Origin of the sequence: Cupriavidus sp. 2TAF22, from assembly GCF_052115045.1 — a bacterium.
GTDB lineage: Bacteria > Pseudomonadota > Gammaproteobacteria > Burkholderiales > Burkholderiaceae > Cupriavidus.
Genome location: NZ_JBFRFX010000013.1, coordinates 393561 through 411237 on the forward strand (window position 1 = coordinate 393561; position 17677 = coordinate 411237).

At 67.7% G+C, this 17677-nt stretch carries 16 protein-coding genes and 1 pseudogene; 10 read left to right on the top strand and 7 right to left on the bottom strand.

Annotated features, from left to right (window positions below; genetic code table 11):
* The first annotated feature begins 41 nt into the window (after positions 1-41).
* On the top strand, positions 42-1148 hold the full coding sequence (locus AB4Z48_RS18430; protein ID WP_441616462.1) for an NAD(P)/FAD-dependent oxidoreductase: 1107 nt from the start codon (positions 42-44) through the stop codon (positions 1146-1148).
* Here the strand turns inward: AB4Z48_RS18430 and AB4Z48_RS18435 are convergent.
* The 5 genes and pseudogenes from AB4Z48_RS18435 to AB4Z48_RS18455 all read right to left on the bottom strand — a co-directional run.
* Positions 1076-2307 (bottom strand): annotated as a pseudogene (locus AB4Z48_RS18435) (MFS transporter); the annotation flags it as partial. The gene AB4Z48_RS18430 and the pseudogene AB4Z48_RS18435 sit on opposite strands and share 73 nt — an antisense overlap.
* Before the next feature lie 79 nt (positions 2308-2386).
* Positions 2387-3505, bottom strand: a complete 1119-nt coding sequence (aroC, locus tag AB4Z48_RS18440) for a chorismate synthase (protein WP_441616464.1) — start codon at positions 3503-3505, stop codon at positions 2387-2389.
* A gap of 101 nt (positions 3506-3606) precedes the next feature.
* On the bottom strand, positions 3607-4317 hold the full coding sequence (locus AB4Z48_RS18445) for a glutathione S-transferase C-terminal domain-containing protein (RefSeq protein ID WP_441616466.1): 711 nt from the start codon (positions 4315-4317) through the stop codon (positions 3607-3609).
* Between the two features lie 46 nt (positions 4318-4363).
* Complete coding sequence (locus tag AB4Z48_RS18450; protein WP_441616468.1) at positions 4364-6262, bottom strand: MFS transporter; 1899 nt, start codon at positions 6260-6262, stop codon at positions 4364-4366.
* A gap of 175 nt (positions 6263-6437) precedes the next feature.
* Positions 6438-6884 (bottom strand): CBS domain-containing protein, encoded by a 447-nt coding sequence (locus tag AB4Z48_RS18455; RefSeq protein ID WP_441616470.1) that lies wholly within the window; start codon positions 6882-6884, stop codon positions 6438-6440.
* Positions 6885-7157: 273 nt separating this feature from the next.
* On the opposite strand from AB4Z48_RS18455, the gene AB4Z48_RS18460 reads away from it, so the two are divergent.
* The 3 genes from AB4Z48_RS18460 to AB4Z48_RS18470 all read left to right on the top strand — a co-directional run bounded on the left by AB4Z48_RS18460 (position 7158) and on the right by AB4Z48_RS18470 (position 9713).
* Positions 7158-8468, top strand: coding sequence for an O-acetylhomoserine aminocarboxypropyltransferase (locus AB4Z48_RS18460; RefSeq protein WP_441616472.1), 1311 nt, complete (start codon positions 7158-7160; stop codon positions 8466-8468).
* On the top strand, positions 8468-9292 hold the full coding sequence (locus AB4Z48_RS18465; RefSeq protein WP_441616474.1) for an alpha/beta fold hydrolase: 825 nt from the start codon (positions 8468-8470) through the stop codon (positions 9290-9292). Before AB4Z48_RS18460 ends, AB4Z48_RS18465 begins: the two co-directional genes overlap by 1 nt.
* A gap of 103 nt (positions 9293-9395) precedes the next feature.
* On the top strand, positions 9396-9713 hold the full coding sequence (locus tag AB4Z48_RS18470; RefSeq protein ID WP_441616476.1) for an Mpo1-like protein: 318 nt from the start codon (positions 9396-9398) through the stop codon (positions 9711-9713).
* 39 nt (positions 9714-9752) lie between these two features.
* Here AB4Z48_RS18470 and AB4Z48_RS18475 read toward each other — a convergent pair whose 3' ends face one another.
* Positions 9753-11144, bottom strand: a complete 1392-nt coding sequence (locus AB4Z48_RS18475; protein ID WP_441616478.1) for a YihY family inner membrane protein — start codon at positions 11142-11144, stop codon at positions 9753-9755.
* Positions 11145-11334: 190 nt separating this feature from the next.
* Between AB4Z48_RS18475 and wrbA the strand changes: the two genes are divergently transcribed.
* Genes wrbA through AB4Z48_RS18490 form a run of 3 tightly spaced genes read left to right on the top strand, consistent with a single transcriptional unit; the run spans position 11335 to position 13809 of the window.
* The gene (gene wrbA / locus AB4Z48_RS18480; RefSeq protein ID WP_441616480.1) at positions 11335-11940 is read left to right on the top strand and encodes an NAD(P)H:quinone oxidoreductase; all 606 of its coding nucleotides are present in this window, start codon (positions 11335-11337) and stop codon (positions 11938-11940) included.
* Positions 11937-12368 carry a DUF2069 domain-containing protein gene (locus AB4Z48_RS18485; protein WP_441616482.1) on the top strand — a complete coding sequence of 144 codons (432 nt, stop codon included), beginning with the start codon at positions 11937-11939 and terminating at the stop codon, positions 12366-12368. Before wrbA ends, AB4Z48_RS18485 begins: the two co-directional genes overlap by 4 nt.
* A gap of 19 nt (positions 12369-12387) precedes the next feature.
* Positions 12388-13809, top strand: coding sequence for an FAD-binding oxidoreductase (locus AB4Z48_RS18490; RefSeq protein WP_441616484.1), 1422 nt, complete (start codon positions 12388-12390; stop codon positions 13807-13809).
* 24 nt (positions 13810-13833) lie between these two features.
* On the opposite strand, the gene AB4Z48_RS18495 is transcribed toward AB4Z48_RS18490, so the two are convergent.
* Positions 13834-14376: a gamma carbonic anhydrase family protein gene (locus AB4Z48_RS18495; protein WP_441616486.1), complete on the bottom strand. Its 543-nt coding sequence runs from the start codon at positions 14374-14376 to the stop codon at positions 13834-13836.
* A gap of 345 nt (positions 14377-14721) precedes the next feature.
* Between AB4Z48_RS18495 and AB4Z48_RS18500 the strand changes: the two genes are divergently transcribed.
* The 3 genes from AB4Z48_RS18500 to AB4Z48_RS18510 form a co-directional block, all read left to right on the top strand.
* On the top strand, positions 14722-15243 hold the full coding sequence (locus AB4Z48_RS18500) for a TetR/AcrR family transcriptional regulator (protein WP_441616488.1): 522 nt from the start codon (positions 14722-14724) through the stop codon (positions 15241-15243).
* Between the two features lie 387 nt (positions 15244-15630).
* Positions 15631-16149 carry an Hcp family type VI secretion system effector gene (locus AB4Z48_RS18505; RefSeq protein ID WP_441616490.1) on the top strand — a complete coding sequence of 173 codons (519 nt, stop codon included), beginning with the start codon at positions 15631-15633 and terminating at the stop codon, positions 16147-16149.
* A 101-nt stretch (positions 16150-16250) separates the two neighbouring features.
* A partial coding sequence (locus tag AB4Z48_RS18510) for a type VI secretion system Vgr family protein (RefSeq protein WP_441616492.1) occupies positions 16251-17677 on the top strand: 1427 nt, incomplete at its 3' end.

Here is a 17677-nt window from a genome sequence, read left to right on the forward strand (position 1 = left end):
GCGATGCACGGCGGCACAAGCAACGACACAAGGGGAGGACGATGGAAAAGGTAGATTGCGTGGTGATCGGCGCGGGCGTGGTGGGCCTGGCGATCGCCAGGGCGCTGGCCATGCAGGGCCGCGAGGTAATCGTGCTGGAAGCCGAGAATGCCTTCGGCACCATCACCAGCGCGCGCAACAGCGAAGTGATCCACGCCGGCATCTACTATCCGGCGGGCTCGCTGAAGGCGGAAATGTGCGTGCGTGGCAAGGCGATGCTTTATGACTATTGCGCCTCGCACCACGTCAGCCACCAGCGCTGCGGCAAGCTGATCGTGGCGACCACGCAGGGCCAGGTCGCCACGCTGGAAGGAATCCGCGCCAAGGCCGCCGCCAACGGCGTGCACGACCTGCAGCTGATCAGCCAGGCCGAGGCGCAGGCGCTGGAGCCCAACCTGCATTGCCACGCCGCCCTGCTCTCGCCCTCCACCGGCATCGTCGACAGCCATGGCCTGATGCTGGCCCTGCTGGGCGACGCCGAGAATGCCGGCGCGATGCTGGCGGTACAGTCGCCGGTGGCGCGCGGCGCGATCACGCCGGACGGCATCCGGCTGGAGGTCGGCGGCGCGGACGGCGCGGCCGACACCACGCTGCTGGCCCGTACTGTCATCAATTGCGCCGGGCTCACGGCACCGGCGCTGGCGCGCAGCATCGAAGGCATGCCGCCCGCGCACATTCCTCCGCAGTACTACGCCAAGGGCTGCTATTTCACGCTGGCCGGGCGCGCGCCGTTCTCGCGGCTGATCTACCCGGTACCGGAAGCCGCCGGCCTGGGCGTGCACCTGACCATCGACCTGGGCGGCCAGGCGCGCTTCGGCCCCAATGTGCGCTGGATCGACGAAATCGAGTACGGCGTGGATCCGTCCGACGCGGACAGCTTCTACGACGAAGTGCGGCGCTACTGGCCCGCGCTGGCCGATGGCGCGCTGCAGCCGGGCTATGCCGGCATCCGCCCCAAGATCAGCGGCCCCGGCGAGCCGGCCGCCGACTTCCGCATCGACGGCCCGGCCACCCATGGCGTGCCGGGGCTGGTCAACCTGTTCGGCATCGAGTCGCCGGGGCTCACCTCATCGCTGGCGCTGGCCGAGCGCGTGGCGAGCCTGCTTTGAGCGCCTAGCTTCCGGCGCCGGCGCTCTCGGCAGCCTCGGCGGCCTCGGCCCGGAAAGTCATCAGCGCGCACAACGCGCCGCCGGCGGCCGCCAGCGCGGCGAGGCCGAAGGTATGGGAGGGCCCCAGCGCCTTCCAGGTCCAGCCCATCGCCAGGCCGCCCAAGGTACCGCCCAGGCCGTAGGAGATCCCGGTGTAGAGCGCCTGGCCGCGCCCCTGCAAGGGACCGCCGAACCAGCGCTGCAGGCGCTTGAGGCTGGCGCTGTGATGCGCGCCGAAGGTGGCCGCGTGCAGCACCTGCACCAGCGCCATCAGCCACGCCAGCCGGGCCAGGTAGCCGGTCAGCCCGAAACGCAGCGCGGCCAGCACGAAGGTGCCGGCGAGGATGGCGCGCAGCGGCAGCGCGGCGAACAGCCGGCCCTGGTAGAAGAAAAACACGATCTCCGCCACCACTCCGATGGTCCACATCACCCCGATGGCGAACTTGCTGTAGCCGAGCTGCTCCAGGTAGAGCGAATAGAACACGTATAGCGCGGCATGGGCGAACATCATCAGGAAGGCCGAGCCGAAGAACCAGCGCACATCGGCACGCCGCAGCAGCGGCAGCGCCGGCGGCGGCTTCACGCGCGGGCCCTCCTCGACGGCGTCGCGCATGCCGAATACCACCACCAGGAACAGCGCCAGCATGGCGCTCGCCAGCCACGGGAAGGCTTCCATGCCGAGCCGCTCGAACAGTGCCCCGCCCAGCAGCACGGCCGCGATAAAGCCGGCCGAACCGAACATGCGGATGCGCCCGTAGCGGTGATCGAAGGCGCCGTAGCGGCGCAGCGTGGAAATGGTGAGCGCGTCGCCCAGCGGCGACATGGCACTGGTGATCAGGTTGAGCCCGATCATCATCGCCATCATGCCGCCATAGCTGGTAATGCCGGGCACCATCAGGAAGGCAAGCAAGGCGGTGACGCCGGCCAGGCGCAGCAGCCGCACCCGGGTATGCATGACATCGGACAGCCAGCCCCAGAAGTACGGTCCGACGATGCGGCTGACCTGGAAGCATGCCATCAGCACGCCGATCTGCACGGGCGTGAAGCCACGCCCGGCGAAGAACAGGCTTACATAGGGCGAGATAACGCCGACATAGCCATAGTAGCCAAGATAGAACAAGCCGAAGCGCGTCTCGGAGACGCGCGCGGCCTGCGCGCTACCGGCCTTCTCCTTGGCCTGCGGCCGGGCCTGCGCCAACTCAGCGCGGCTGGCCGGACTGCGGCGCCTGGGCGGGGATGCGCGGCGTGTCGACCTTGACGTCGCCGCACTGGGCGCGCTGGCGCAGCGCATGGTCGATCAGCACCAGCGCCAGCATGGCTTCGGCGATCGGCGTGGCGCGGATGCCCACGCAGGGATCGTGGCGGCCGAAGGTTTCCACGGTGGCCGGCTGGCCGGTCTTGTCGATCGACTCGCGCGGGGTGCGGATGCTGGAAGTGGGCTTGATCGCCAGCGAGACGGTCACGTCCTGGCCGGTCGAGATGCCGCCCAGCACGCCGCCGGAGTTATTGGTGCGAAAGCCCTCGGCGGTCAGTTCGTCGCCATGCACGCTGCCGCGCTGGCTGACGCTGTCGAAACCGGCGCCGATCTCCACGCCCTTGACGGCATTGATGCCCATCATGGCGTGCGCGATATCGGCGTCGAGGCGGTCGAACAGGGGTTCGCCCAGCCCGACCGGCACGCCGCTGGCCACGACTTCGATGCGCGCGCCGACGGAGTCGCCGTCGCGGCGCAGCGCGTCCATATAGGTTTCCAGCTCCGGCACGATCTCGGCATTGGCCGCGAAGAACGGATTCTGCGGCACCTCGGCCCAGTCCGTGAACGGCACGCGGATCTCGCCAAGTTGCGACATATAGCCCCGGATCTCGGTGCCGTACTGCTCGCGCAGCCACTTCTTGGCCACCGCGCCCGCCGCCACCACCGGCGCGGTCAGGCGTGCCGACGAGCGGCCGCCGCCGCGATGGTCGCGGATGCCGTACTTCTGCCAGTAGGTGTAGTCGGCGTGGCCCGGGCGGAAGGTCTCGACGATATTGCCGTAGTCCTTGCTGCGCTGGTCGGTGTTGCGGATCAGCAGGCAGATCGGCGTGCCGGTGGTCTTGCCTTCGAACACGCCGGACAGGATCTCGACCTGGTCGGCCTCCTGGCGCTGCGTGACGTGACGCGACGTGCCCGGCTTGCGGCGGTCCAGGTCGATCTGGATGTCGGCCTCCGTCAGGGCCATGCCCGGCGGGCAGCCGTCCACGACCGCGCCGATGGCCGGGCCGTGCGATTCGCCGAACGTGGTGACTGTGAAGAGCAGGCCGAGGGTATTGCCGGACATGATGGAGATCCGCGACAGCGCGTGAAAATTGGAGGACGGGCTACATTGTAAGGCCTTTGCCGCCCATCCGGCCCCGCCCCTGCCTGGCGCCTCCGATTCCGCTATGCGGACGCGGCTTCCGGGTAGTAGCGCCCGCGCATCCGTGCCACGTAGGCCACCAGGTTGGGATGCGACTCCGCCGCCGCGCGGATCGGCGTGTCGAATACCGGGCACAAGGCGCCGGCGATGAAGGCAAAGACGGTGGCATCCGCGCCGCAGGGCCGCTCGCCCAGCAGGAAGGGCTTGTCGCCCAGCAGGTCGGACACGGCGGCCACGTCGCGCGCGGCAATGGCCGCCAGGTCGGCCGCGCTATGGCGGCCCAGGCCCTGTGCCCACAGGATGCGGCGAATACGGGCCCGCACGAAGCGCATCGCCAGCCCGCGCAGGGGCCAGGGCACCGCGCGGAAGAACATGGCCGGACCCTTGGCGAAATTGCCGTCGTGGTTCCAGCGCGCATCGGCAACCGCCCAGTAGAAGTTGTCTTCGAGCATCTTTTCCACGGCCCAGGCCGTGCCGCGGTCGGCCGGCGAGAGGCCATCGTCGAAGTCGACGTGGTAGGTCTTTTCGAGATGCCAGCGGATCAGCGTGGAATCCGCCACCACCCTGCCCTCGTCGTCGAGAAAGGGCAGCTTGCCCTTGGGCGCGCGCCGCAGGCCGCCCTGGGCGGTGCGGTAGGGCAGCCCGGCCAGCTTGAGCAGCATCTCGGCCTTGGTGACAAAGGGACTGGCGTCGGGCAGGCCGAACGCCGGCCCGAAGGTATAGAGCGTAATCACGATTGGTGATTCCTTTCGGCGGATTGAGCGGGAGGCTGGCGACGGCCTAGCGCCACTCGCCGCGCAGGCCCTGCACCACCTGCTGCAGGCTTTCCGGCGTGGCCTGCTCCGGCGCGATCGGGTCGCCCACCACCAGTTCGAGCCGGTTGAGGATGCCGCGCCGGAACGGCCTGGACATGGCCGCACCGCCCTTGCGCGAGAAAAAGCTGCCCCACAGCCCGCGCAGCGCCATCGGCACCACCGGCACCGGGGTACGGCGGATGATCTGCTGCACGCCCTGCTTGAAGGGATTGATCTCGCCGTCGGCGGTGATCTTGCCTTCAGGGAAGATGCAGACCAGGTCGCCCTCGCCCAACGCGCGCGCCACCTCGTCGTAGGCGCGCTCGAGCATCTGCGGATCTTCGTGCGCGGGCGCGATCGGGATCGCCTTGGCCTGGCGGAAGAACCACGACAGCAGCGGCACCTTGAAGATGCGGTAGTCCATGACGAAGCGCACCGGACGCGGACTGCCAGCCATCAGCACCACCGCATCGGCAAAGCTGACATGGTTGCAGACCAGCACCGCGGGCCCTTCGGCCGGGATGCGCTCGGCGTTGACCTGCTGCAGGCGGTACACCGTGTGCACGAGTATCCAGGCGACGAAGCGCAGCAGGAATTCCGGCACCAGGCTGTAGATGTAGATGGCGACCACCGCGTTGAGCAGCCCCACCACCAGGAACAGCTGCGGGATGCTGTAGCCAGCCTGGGTCATGACCACCGCCAGCAGCGACGAGGCAATCATGAAAAAGCTGTTGAGGATGTTGTTGGCCGCGATGATGCGGGCGCGGTGCGTGGGCGCGCAACGGCTCTGGATCAGCGCGTACAGCGGCACGCTGTAGAAGCCGCCGAACATTGCCAGCAGGAACAGGTCGACCAGCACGCGCCAGTGGCCCGGATCGGCGACGAAGCCGGCCAGCCCGGAAAGCTCGGCATGGTGCTCGCCGCGGCTGCCGAAGAACAGGTCCAGCGCGAACACCGTCATGCCGATCGAGCCGAACGGCACCAGCCCGATCTCCACGTGACGCCCGGACAGGCGCTCGCACAGCAGCGAGCCGGTGCCGATGCCCAGCGAAAACACCGCCAGCAGCAGCGTCACCACGTTCTGGTCGCCGCCCAGCACGTCCTTGGCAAAGCTGAAGAACGAGGTCAGGAAGGTCGCGCCCAGGAACCACAGCCAGGAGATGCCCAGCAGGCTCAGGAACACCGTGCGGTCGGTGCGCGCCAGCCCGAGGTTGCGCCAGGTCTCGGTAAAGGGGTTCCAGTTGATGCGCAGGTCCGGCTGCGGCGCCGGCGAATCCGGCACGCGCGCGGACACCATGCGCCCGGCCAGGGCCAGCAGCACGCAGGCAGCGCCCACGTAGATCGGCCCCACCACCTTGCCGTCATGCGCGAGGCCGGCCAGCTCGCCGCCCAGCAGGGTGCCGAGCAGGATGGCGACGAAGGTGCCCATTTCCACCAGTCCGTTGCCGCCCACCAGCTCCGTTTCGTCCAGGTGCTGCGGCAGGTAGGCGAACTTGACCGGACCGAACACCGTCGAATGCAGGCCCATCAGGAAGGTGCCGAGGTAGAGCAGCGGCGCGCTGTGCCAGGCGAAGCCGGCCAGCCCCAGCGCCATGATGCCGATCTCCAGCGTCTTCACCAGCCGGATCAGCCTGGACTTCTCGATCTTGTCGGCGATCTGCCCGCTGGTGGCGGAGAACAGCACGAAGGGCGCGATGAAGATGGCGGAGATCAGGAACGCCGCGCTCTTGGCGTCGACGCCCTCGAACAGGGCCGTGTGGTAGGTGACGAGGGAAGTGAAGGCAACCTTGAACAGGTTGTCGTTCATGGCCCCGAGGAACTGGGTCCAGAAGAACGGGGCGAAACGGCGCGAGCGGAGCAGTCGAAATTGGTTTTGTTGGCTCATGTAGACAGGAAAAAGGTGACCCCGGCGAACCGGAAGCCCGGGTAAGGCCCCCGCGACACTGCTGGCAATGCCCTGCCGCCGCGGGCATGCCCGCGGCGCTTGCTTGCGCTTGTTTCGCCGCGGCGCCGCCCGTCCGGCGCCCCGCGGTACTGCGGCCGCGCACCAGCCCCCGATCTCAATCCGTCTTTTCTTCCGGCCAGTCGCGGATATAGGCCTTGAGCATGCGGTTCTCGAAACTCTGCTCCTCGACCACGGCCTTGGCCACGTCGTAGAAGGAAATCACGCCCATCAGGGTGCGGTTGTCCAGCACCGGCAGGTAGCGGGTGTGGCGCTCCAGCATCATGCGGCGCACTTCGTTGACGTCGGTCTCCATGGTGCAGGTGAGCGGCGCGTCGTCCATCACCTTGCGCAGGCTGAAGGTACCCACCGAACCGTTGTTGGCGGCCAGCGTATTGATGATTTCGCGGAAGGTCAGCATGCCGACCAGCTCGCCGTACTCCATCACCACCAGCGAGCCGATGTCGTGCTCGGCCATGGTCTTGACCGCCAGCAGCAGTGAGGTGTCAGGCGTCACGGTAAAGAGCGTATTGCCCTTGATCTGCAGGATGTCGCTGACTTTCATGGTGGTCTCCGCTTGCTGAATCTACTGTATGTATATGCTGGTGTACTGCCGCTATCGTGCCGGTTCGCTGCCGGTTCGCTGCCGGCCGCGACCCGCACGGGCGCGGCACGGACGTGGAGCGGCACCGCCGGATGGGCCGATGCTAGCCGAAACCGGCCGCCCAAGTAAAGCGCGCGGGCCTCGAAACCCGCCCCGGCGCTTCGTTTGCCGCGCCCCGGGGCGCGGCAGCGGATGCTACGATGCGCACCGGAGACAACTCTTGCCCTGGAAGCCATGTCCGGTACCCGTTTCGACACCCTGGCGCTGCACGCCGGCGCCGCCCCCGACCCCGCCACCGGCGCGCGGGCCACGCCCATCCACCTGACCACGTCCTTCGTCTTCCGCGACAGCGAGCATGCCGCCTCGCTGTTCAATATGGAACGCGCCGGCCATGTCTACTCGCGCATCTCGAACCCCACCGTGGCGGTGTTCGAGGAGCGCGTCGCGGCGCTGGAGAACGGTGCCGGCGCGATCGGCGTGGCCTCGGGCCAGGCCGCGCTGCACCTGGCGGTGGCCACCCTGATGGGGGCCGGCTCGCACGTGGTGGCGTCCAGCGCGCTGTACGGCGGCTCGCACAACCTGCTGCACTACACGCTGCGCCGCTTCGGCATCGAGACCACCTTCGTGCAGGCGCGCGACATCGACGCCTGGCGCGCGGCCATCCGGCCCGAGACCAAGCTGCTGTTCGGCGAGACGCTGGGCAATCCCGGCCTCGACGTGCTCGACATCCCGACCCTGGCCGAGCTCGGCCGGGACAACGGCATCCCGCTGCTGGTCGATTCCACCTTCACCACGCCCTACCTGCTCAAGCCATTCGACCACGGCGCCGGCCTGCTCTATCACTCGGCCACGAAGTTCCTGGGCGGCCACGGCACCACCATCGGCGGCGTGCTGGCCGAAGGCGGCACCTTCGACTTCGAGGCGTCCGGGCGCTTCCCCGAGCTGTCCGAGCCCTATGCCGGCTTCCACAACATGGTGTTTACCGAGGAAAGCACGGTGGCGCCCTTCCTGCTGCGCGCCCGCCGCGAAGGCCTGCGCGATTTCGGCGCCTGCCTCAACCCGATGGCCGCCTGGCAGTTGCTGCAGGGCATCGAGACCCTGCCGCTGCGCATGGCCCGCCACGTGGAAAACGCCCGGCGCGTGGTGCAGTTCCTGGTCTCGCACCCGATGGTCGAGTCAGTGGCCTACCCCGAACTCGAGTCCCACCCCGACTACGAACTCGCCAAGCGCCTGCTGCCGCGTGGCGCGGGCGCCGTGTTCAGCTTCAACCTCAAGGGCAACCGCGCCGCGGGCCAGCGCTTCATCGAAAGCCTCGCGCTGTTCTCGCACCTGGCCAATGTGGGCGACGCCCGCTCGCTGGTGATCCATCCCGCCTCGACCACGCACTTCCGCATGGACGCCGCGGCGCTGCAGGCCGCGGGCATCGGCGAAGGCACCATCCGCCTGTCGGTCGGCCTGGAAGACCCGGACGACCTGATCGACGATCTCAAGCGCGGCCTCAAGGCCGCCGAGCGCGCCATGAGCGGCAAGGGAGGGCAAGCCTGATGGAACTGACGATCGCGGGCCGCAAGGCCTACGCCTATACCGGCGGCAAACCCTTCAACCCGGCCCTGCCGTGCGCCGTGTTCGTGCACGGCGCGCAGAACGACCACAGCGTGTGGGCCCTGCAGACGCGCTGGTTCGCCCACCACGGCTTCGGCGTGCTGGCGGTAGACCTGCCTGGCCACAACCGCAGCGAAGGCGAGCCGCTCAAGACCATCGAGGCCATGGCTGACTGGGTGGCGGAGCTGGTGCGCGCCGCCGGCGTAACCGCGCCGGCCCTGGTGTTCGGCCACAGCATGGGATCGCTGATCGCGCTCGAAACCGCGGCGCGCCACCCGGATGCGGTGCGCGGCATCGCCCTGCTCGCCACGGCTTTTCCGATGAAGGTGTCCGACGCGCTGCTCGAAGCGTCGCTCAAGCAGGTGGACCAGGCCATCGCCATGGTCAACGACTGGTCGCACTCCAGCCTCGCCAACAAGCCGTCATCGCCAGGGCCGGGCTCGTGGATGCAGGGCGGCAGCCAGCGCCTGATGGAGCGCGTGGCGCAGCGCAACCCGCAGGGCCATGTCTTCCACAATGACTTCTCGGCCTGCAACGCCTACGCCAACGGCGATGCCGCGGCCACCGCGGTGCGTTGCCCGGCGCTGTTCGTCAGCGGCAGCAAGGACATGATGACCTCGCCCAAGGCTGCGCAGGCGCTGGCGGCAAGGATGGCGTCGGCGAGCACCGTCACGGTGCCGTGCGGGCACGCGCTGATGGGCGAGCGGCCCGACGAGGTGCTGGACGCGCTGGCTGCGTTCGCGCGCAAGGTCGTGGCGGCGGCCTGAGCGGGCCGCGGCCTGGGCGCGGGGACCGGGAAGATCCTCTCTGGACACTTCCCGCGCCCCGGCTAGACTGGAAGCACCCGAGAATCCCAGCAAGGAGCCTGATATGTCCCAGGCGCATGCCCGCGAGTTCGAGAACTTCGCCGCCTTCTACCCGTTCTACCTGAACGAGCATCGCAACCTCACTTGCCGCCGGCTGCATTTCGCGGGGTCGACGGTGGCGCTGCTGTGCCTGCTGGCGCTGGTGCTCAGCGGCAACTGGTGGTGGCTGGCCGCGGCGGCGGTCTCCGGCTACGCCTTTGCCTGGGTCGGCCACTTCGTCTTCGAGAAGAACCGCCCCGCCACGTTCCGCCATCCGCTCTACAGCCTCATGGGGGACTGGGTGATGTACGCCGACATCTGGCGCGGCAGGATCCCGCTCTAGCCGACGCCAGCCATCGGCGCAGGCCATCGGCGCAGGCCATCAGATCTGGCCGTGCCAGCCCGGCGGCACCACCTCCAGCGTGCGGCGCGCGCCCGCTGCCGGCGATGAGGCGGACGCATCTTCCCGCGCCTCCCGCGCTTCCTGCACTTCCTGCTGCACTTGCTGAGCTTGCTCCGCCTGCCGGCGCCCGAACACGGCCTCCAGTGGCTGGTCCAGGCGCGGGTTGTCCAGCACCTGCTTGAGCACGTCGGCACCCTCCAGTTGCTGCGCCAGCGCCGTGCGCGGCAGGCGCGGCAGGTTCAGCACCAGCCTGTCGTGCAGCGACCTCAGCGTCACCTGGGCGGGATCGCACAACAGCGCCCAATGGGCCTGCCCGCCATCCTGCGCCAGCTTGCCGACCAGGTGCATCGCCTTGAGCTTGCCCAGCAGGCCAGCCAGATAGTCGGCTTCCACCCTCAGCTTGCGCCCGAGATCCAGTTCCCCGATGCAGCGTGGCACGTCCTCGCGCGCGCGATACAGCAGGTAGAGCACGCCAAGCGCGTCGAAGAACTCGCTGCCGGCAAAGGTGCGGCGCCGCCAGTAGCCCTGGCGGATCACCGGCAGGTTGGCTGCGATGGTGGCGCCCAGCAGCGTGACGAGCCAGCTCAGGTAGATCCACAGCAAGAAGGTGGGGAGTGCCGCAAAAGTGCCATAGACCGCCGTGTAGGTCGGGATATGCATGACGAAATAGCCAAAGCCACGCTTGGCGCATTCGAAGGCCAGGGCGGCGACCAGGCCGGCGGTGATGGCGTCGCGCCATTCCACGCTGGCATTGGGCACGGCAATGTACAGGAGGGCGAAGGCGAGCGCGGACAGCACCACCGGCGTCAGGCTCACCATCAGGCCGAGCCCCAGCGGCATGGTGCCCACGTAGCCGGCCGAGACAGAAATCAGGTAGGAACTGATCGACAGGCTCGCGCCGATCAGCACCGGCCCCAGCGTCAGCACCGCCCAGAACACCAGCACCCGCTGCGCCAGCGGGCGCCGCTGCTTGACGCGCCAGATCGCGTTGAGCGCGTCTTCGACCGTCAGCATGGTCAGCACCGAGGTCACCATCAGGCCGCCCAGGCCGACCGCGGTCAGGCCCTTGGCGTTCTTGGCAAACTGGCCCAGATAGCTGGTGATGGAATTGCTGACGTTGCCGGGAATCAGGTTCTGGAACAGGAAGGTCTCGATGGCGCTGCGGAACTCGCGGAACACCGGGAACGCCGCCAGCAGCGCAAATGCCACCGTCAGCACCGGCACCACCGCCAGCACGGTGGTGAAGGTGAGGCTGGCCGATACCTGCGGCAGCCGGTCCTCGCCCGCGCGACGCAGCGCGTAGCGGGTGAGCGCGCGCAGTTTCTGCAGATTCCATTCCCTGCGCAGGCGAACGATGCGGGCGGCGAACATGCGGGGACTAACTCCTTACCTGATTCAGTGAAAGCGCGCCGGCACACTGCGGCGGCAGCCCTGGCGGCACCCCTGGACGGGCCACGCCGGGGCCACAACTATAATACGCGCATTGCCCTGCGCGCCGCGCCGGGCACCAACCCGGCACCAGAGCCGCCGCCGCCCGGCGCGGCACGCCGCAGCCTCGTCAATGACCGAAATCCTCGTCCTCTACTACAGCCGCCACGGCAGCACCCGCAAGCTGGCCGAACTGATCGCCAACGGCATCGACAGCGTACCCGGGGCCCATGCCCGGCTGCGCACGGTACCGCCGGTTTCCACCGTCAGCGAGGCTACCGCCCCCGACATTCCCGGCGAAGGCCCGCCCTATGCCGAACTGCGCGACCTGGAAGAGTGCCAGGGCCTGGCGCTGGGCAGCCCCACCCGCTTCGGCAACATGGCCGCGCCGATGAAGTACTTCCTCGACGGCACCGTGGCGCAATGGCTGTCGGGCGCGCTCAGCGGCAAGCCCGCCTGCGTGTTCACCGCCACCGGCAGCCTGCACGGCGGCCAGGAAACCACCCTGCTGTCGATGATGCTCCCCCTGCTGCATCACGGCATGCTGCTGATGGGCCTGCCCTATTCGGAGAGCGCGCTGATGACCACCACCAGCGGCGGCACGCCTTATGGCCCGAGCCACCATGCACGCGTGGACAACAGCGCACCGGTCTCCGAGGACGAAGCCGTGCTGGCGCGCGCCATGGGCCGCCGCCTGGCCGAGACTGCCGTGCGGCTGGCCGCCGGGAGCCGCGCATGAGCGCCGCCGAGACGGCCGGCGCCGGGGGCGCCGACGGCGCGCTGCACAGCGCCGCGCTGTTCCGCCTGAGCGCCGGCAGCCTGATCGCGCTGATCCTGTTGTGCATCGGCTGGGAATGGTTTCTTGCCCCGCTGCGCCCAGGCGGCTCGTGGCTGATCCTGAAATTCCTGCCGCTGCTGCTGCCGCTGCGTGGCGTACTCGCCCGCAACCGCTACACCATGCAGTGGTCGTCGATGCTGATCCTGCTGTTCTTTACCGAAGGCATCGTGCGCGCCACCAGCGACCGCTCGCCCTCCTCCACGCTCGCGTGGATCGAGGTGGCGCTGTCGCTGCTGTTCTTCTTCGCCACCATCCTTTACCTGCGCCCGTACAAGCGCCGCGCCAAGGCGCTGCAGCCGGGCAAGCCGCGCAAACAGGCTCGCAAGTAGCCGCACCGGACCCACCGCCATGAACGCCACGCAGCTCGAATCCTTCCTTGCGCTCTGCCGCGCCGCGCTGGGCAGCCAGCATGTGCTGACCGAAGACGCCGACAAGGCTCCCTACCTGACCGACTGGCGCAAGCGCTATACCGGCGAAGCAGTCGCGGTGCTGCGCCCCGGCAACACCGAAGAGGTGGCCGCCGCCGTGCACGCCTGCCACGCGCACAAGCTCGCCATGGTGCCGCAGGGCGGCAATACCGGGTTGTGCGGCGGCGCCACGCCGGCGGCGGGCACGGAATCGGTGGTGATCTCGCTGCAGCGGCTGAACCGCGTGCGCCAGCTCGACCCGCTCAACAACACGGTCACCGTGGAAGCCGGCGTGATCCTGCAGCAGCTGCAGGATGCCGCGCGCGAGCACGGCCGCCTGTTCCCGCTCAGCCTGGCGGCCGAAGGCAGCTGCACCATCGGCGGCAACCTCGGCACCAACGCGGGCGGCACCGGGGTGCTGCGCTATGGCAATACGCGCGAGCTATGCCTGGGGCTGGAAGTGGTGACGCCCGCCGGCGAGATCTGGGACGGCCTGCGCGGCCTGCGCAAGGACAATACCGGCTATGACCTGCGCGACCTCTTCATCGGCGCCGAAGGCACGCTAGGCATCATCACCGCCGCCGTGATGAAGCTCTATCCGCTGCCGCGTGCGCGCGTGACCGCGCTGGCCGCGGTGGCCAGCCCGCGCGCCGCGCTGGCCCTGCTGGCCATCGCCCAGCAGCGCGGCGGCGCCTTGCTGACCGGCTTCGAGCTGATGTCGCAGACATGCCTGTCGCTCGTCACCACGCACTTCCCGCAACTGCGCTACCCGTTCGACCGGCCGCACCCGCAGGTCGTATTGCTGGAGCTGTCCGACAGCGAAAGCGAGGACCACGCGCGCGCCATCTTCGAGGCGATGATGGAGACCGCTTTCGAAGCCGGCGTGGCCGCGGATGCGGTGGTCGCCGAATCCGTGCAGCAGTCGCGCGACTTCTGGAACCTGCGCGAGCACATTCCGCTGGCGCAGGTGGAGGAAGGCAAGAACATCAAGCACGATATCGCCGTGCCGATCTCGCGCGTCGCCGATTTCATCGACACCACCGACGCGCTCATCCAGCAGGCCTTTCCGGGCGCGCGCATGGTCACCTTCGGCCATCTCGGCGACGGCAACCTGCACTACAACGTGTCGCCACCGGTGGGCGAAAACCACGACGCCTTCCTCGACAACAGCAAGGCCATCAACGCGATCGTGCACGACAGCGTGCACGCCCACCGCGGTTCGATCTCCGCCGAGCATGGCCTGGGCCAGCTCAAGCGCGAGGAAAACCGCCGCTACAAGAGCGAGGTGGAACTGGCCATGATGCGGGCCATCAAGCAAGCGCTGGACCCGCAAGGCCTGATGAATCCCGGCAAGGTCATCTAAGCCGCACCGCGGACAGGGCGCGCTTCAGGCGTCGCCCTGCTCCGCGATATGCTGGTCCTTCAGTTTCACGTAGTTGGCCGCCGTGTAGCTGAAGAAGGCGCGCTCCTTCCCGGTGAGCTGCCGCGCCTGCCGCGCCGGGCTGCCGACGTAGAGATGGCCGCCTTTGAGCACCTTGCCCGGCGGCACCAGGGTGCCGGCGCCGAGAATCACCTCGTCCTCGATCACCGCGCCGTCCATCACGATGGCGCCCATGCCGATCAGGATGCGGCTGCCGACCGTGCAGCCATGCAGCAGCGCCTTGTGGCCGATGGTGACATCGTCGCCGATCGTGAGCGGGAAACCATCCGGATTGAACGGCCCCGCATGCGTGATATGCAGTACGCTGCCATCCTGCACGCTGGTGCGCGCGCCGATGCGGATGCGGTGCATGTCGCCGCGGATGGTCACCAGCGGCCAGACGGAACTGTCGGCGCCGATCTCGATGTCGCCGATCAGCACGGCACTGGCATCGACGAACACGCGGTCGCCGAGTTGGGGGGCTTTGCCCTGGAAGCTGCGGATGGTCACGATGAAATCCTGGAATACGGGAATACGGGAATGCCGGAAAACTGAACTGCCTTCTCTGCTGTACCGCCGATAATTGGATGAGCGCGGCGGCCCAGGCACCGGAACACGGCCCGGCGCCGGGGCGAGACTCTCATGAATTGCATTCCGGCTGCAAGTCCCCAGGCCTGCGCCACAGCCAGCCACTGGCGCAATTGCGCCTGGAACTGCGCCAGCGCCTGTTGGACGGGGCAATGTGCGCCAGCGTGACCTCGCCTTGCTCGCGGGCCGCCCGTACTGCCCGGCAGTGCGTCACCAGCTCCGTCGCGCCAATGTCCACCGTGCCGGCCAGGCCATGCGCCAGCCCGCTTGCGAACCGAAGGAATCGACGGCTTCTCGATTGCCGCCGTCGCAGCAGGATCGGGCTTGCCGGTAGCCAATATCTACCGCCGCTTTCGCGCCAAGGAAGACATCCTGGCGGCCATCAAGCAGGAAGTAACCGACCGGATCGAGCGGGCCGTCATCGAAAGACTGCAAAACGAACAGTTCACCGATATCCGAGGCCTGGTGCTCGCGCTTGTCGATGCATTGGTGAAAGGGTTTTGCCGTGATGAACCGTTGCATAAGGTCTTGTCCGATCCTCGCGTGAAATCCGCGGCATTGAGCCAGATAGGCACTCTCGGTCGACGGCATATCTACCTTCAATATCGCGCCTCCCTTGGCTCAATTCTTCCGCCGCTGACGGCAGCCCGTGCCAACTTGATCGCGGCCTTTTCATTTCAGATCATTGCTTCAGCGCTTGTTGGAAAGGTCAGCGAGAATGACGGGGCGTTCGTTTCCATGTCCTGGAAGACTGTCGGTACCGAAGCCGCGACGGCTGCGATCGCCTAGATGAACCTCTTTTTTTCGTGGGTTATCGCATGCGCTCATGCGACGCCTACCGCATCACCGACAAGGGCGTGCGGGCCATTTCTGGCTGGATTTTTTATTCGTAAAATCAGCACGTTAGAAGACAACCGGGTCAACCTTGGCTCAATTCCCCCAAAAAATATGAGTCATCAAGCCAATCCTGGCTCAATCCTCCCCGAAAACCGCGGATGGCGGAGCCTGCGGGAACCCTGGGCCGCTCGGCCAATTCCGAAATTACTACATAACTCGTTGTTTCTTAAAGTGTCTTTAAGCCACTAAGGAGATTGGCATGGCGTTTGCGATAGACCCTCTGTCATCAGCGATGGCATCCCGGCCCATCAGGCCATTTTCACGACAACGGAGTCTGTCATGCCTACACCCGCCTATATCAGCATCCAGGGCAAGACCCAGGGCAACATCACCCAGGGCGCCTTCACCGCCGACTCGGTCGGCAACGTCTACGTCGAAGGCCACGAGGACCAGATCCTGGTCCAGGAAATCGAACACCGCATCGCCACCCCGACCGATCCGCAGAGCGGCCAGCCCTCGGGCCAGCGCGTGCACAAGCCCTTCACCTTCACCAGCCCGCTGAACAAGTCCACGCCGCTGCTGTACCAGGCCCTGGCCACCGGCGAGATGCTGCCGACCGTGGAAATCAAGTGGTACCGCACCTCCACCGAAGGCAAGCAGGAGCACTTCTTCACCACCAAGCTCGAAGACGCCACCATCGTCGACATCAACCAGGTGCTGCCGCATGCGCAGGACCCGAGCAAGGCGGAGTACACCCAGTTGGTCAAGGTCGCCATGGCCTACCGCAAGATCACCTGGACGCATGCCATCGCAGGCACCGAAGCCTCCGACGACTGGCGCAAGCCGCAGGAAGCCTGACAGCCCGGGCGAACCCATGCAGCCGGCGGCACGCGCCGGCCGCGTTTTCCTCTGGCCAGTAAACGATCGGTGCTCGCGCCCCGATCGGCAAGGAGCACACCATGGCACGCCAGTCCGACCTGCGCTTCAGCTTCGCCGTCGTCGGCGGGGTGGACTTCGAGGTCATCGAGTTCGATCTCGACGAAGCCCTCTCCGAGACCTTCCGCCTCGACGTGCAGTTGGCCCATGCCGACCCCGACCTCGACTTCGCCACCATCCTCGACCAGCCCGCCCTGCTCACCCTCTGGCGTGGCGACGAACCGGTGCGCCATGTCCATGGGCTGGTCAGCCGCTTCGAGCAAGGCGACACCGGCTTTCGCCGCACGCGCTACCGCGCCGTGGTCGAGCCCGCCCTCGCCCGCCTGCGCCTGTCCTCCGACTGGCGCATCTTCCAGACCCTGTCCGTGCCCGAGATCCTCCAGCACGTGCTCAAGGACCACGGCCTGACCACCCACTACGAGCAGATCGTCACCACCGAGCACCTGCCCCGCGAATACTGCGTGCAGGCCGGCGACACCGACCTGCATTTCCTCGAACGCATTGCCCGCGAGGAAGCCTTCTACTTTGCCTTCCGCCATGACGCCGACGGCCACCGCATGATCCACAGCGACCGCCTGTTCGTGCAGGGCCGCATCGCCGGCGGACCCGTGCGCTACAACCCCACCCCCGGCGGCGACCAGCCCGAGCCCGCCCTGCACCGCTTCACCTACACCGAGAACGTGCGTACGGCACGCCAGACCCAGCGCGATTACACGTTCACCCATCCACAGTACGACCAGGAGCATTCTCGCCTCGGCTCCGACCTAGATCACCAGGCGTCCGCCTACGCGCGTTACGACTATCCCGGTCGCTACAAGCGCGACGAAGCCGGCAAGCCCTTCACCGAAGCGCGCCTGCGCGGCCACCGCCGCGACGCCCGCCTTGCCCGCGTGGAGGGCGACGACCCGCGCCTCGTGCCAGGCCTGTCCTTCGAGCTCACCGGCCACCCCCGCGACGACATGAACCACGGCTGGCGCCCCATACGCATGCGCCACCACGGCGTGCAGCACACCAGCCAGGCCGAAGAGAGCGCCGGCAGCGAACAAGGTACTCGCTACAACTACACCGCCGAACTGGTCCCCGACCGGACCGAATGGCGCGCCGAACCGTTGCCCAGGCCGTGCATCGAGGGGCCGCAATCGGCCACCGTGGTCGGCCCGGCCGGCGAAGAGATCTACTGCGACGAATGGGGCCGGGTCAAGGTGCAGTTCCCGTGGGACCGCCTGGGCAGGCACGACGAACACAGCTCCTGCTGGATCCGCGTGGCGCAGAACTGGGCCGGCGCCACCTGGGGCCACATCGCCATCCCGCGCATCGGCCAGGAGGTGATCGTCGACTTCTGGGACGGCGACCCGGACCAGCCGGTCATCACCGGCCGCACGTACAGATCGAACCAGCTGCCGCCCTACGAACTTCCGCACCACAAGACCCGCATGACCATCAAAAGCCA

Excerpts from the sequence above, each read along its gene's own strand:
- AB4Z48_RS18430 (WP_441616462.1), top strand. The coding sequence starts at position 42 with ATGGAAAAGGTAGATTGCGTGGTGATCGGCGCGGGCGTGGTGGGCCTG.
- aroC (WP_441616464.1), bottom strand. The coding sequence starts at position 3,505 with ATGTCCGGCAATACCCTCGGCCTGCTCTTCACAGTCACCACGTTCGGC.
- AB4Z48_RS18450 (WP_441616468.1), bottom strand. The coding sequence starts at position 6,262 with ATGAGCCAACAAAACCAATTTCGACTGCTCCGCTCGCGCCGTTTCGCC.
- AB4Z48_RS18455 (WP_441616470.1), bottom strand. The coding sequence starts at position 6,884 with ATGAAAGTCAGCGACATCCTGCAGATCAAGGGCAATACGCTCTTTACC.
- AB4Z48_RS18460 (WP_441616472.1), top strand. The coding sequence starts at position 7,158 with ATGTCCGGTACCCGTTTCGACACCCTGGCGCTGCACGCCGGCGCCGCC.
- AB4Z48_RS18465 (WP_441616474.1), top strand. The coding sequence starts at position 8,468 with ATGGAACTGACGATCGCGGGCCGCAAGGCCTACGCCTATACCGGCGGC.
- AB4Z48_RS18470 (WP_441616476.1), top strand. The coding sequence starts at position 9,396 with ATGTCCCAGGCGCATGCCCGCGAGTTCGAGAACTTCGCCGCCTTCTAC.
- AB4Z48_RS18475 (WP_441616478.1), bottom strand. The coding sequence starts at position 11,144 with ATGTTCGCCGCCCGCATCGTTCGCCTGCGCAGGGAATGGAATCTGCAG.
- wrbA (WP_441616480.1), top strand. The coding sequence starts at position 11,335 with ATGACCGAAATCCTCGTCCTCTACTACAGCCGCCACGGCAGCACCCGC.
- AB4Z48_RS18485 (WP_441616482.1), top strand. The coding sequence starts at position 11,937 with ATGAGCGCCGCCGAGACGGCCGGCGCCGGGGGCGCCGACGGCGCGCTG.
- AB4Z48_RS18490 (WP_441616484.1), top strand. The coding sequence starts at position 12,388 with ATGAACGCCACGCAGCTCGAATCCTTCCTTGCGCTCTGCCGCGCCGCG.
- AB4Z48_RS18505 (WP_441616490.1), top strand. The coding sequence starts at position 15,631 with ATGCCTACACCCGCCTATATCAGCATCCAGGGCAAGACCCAGGGCAAC.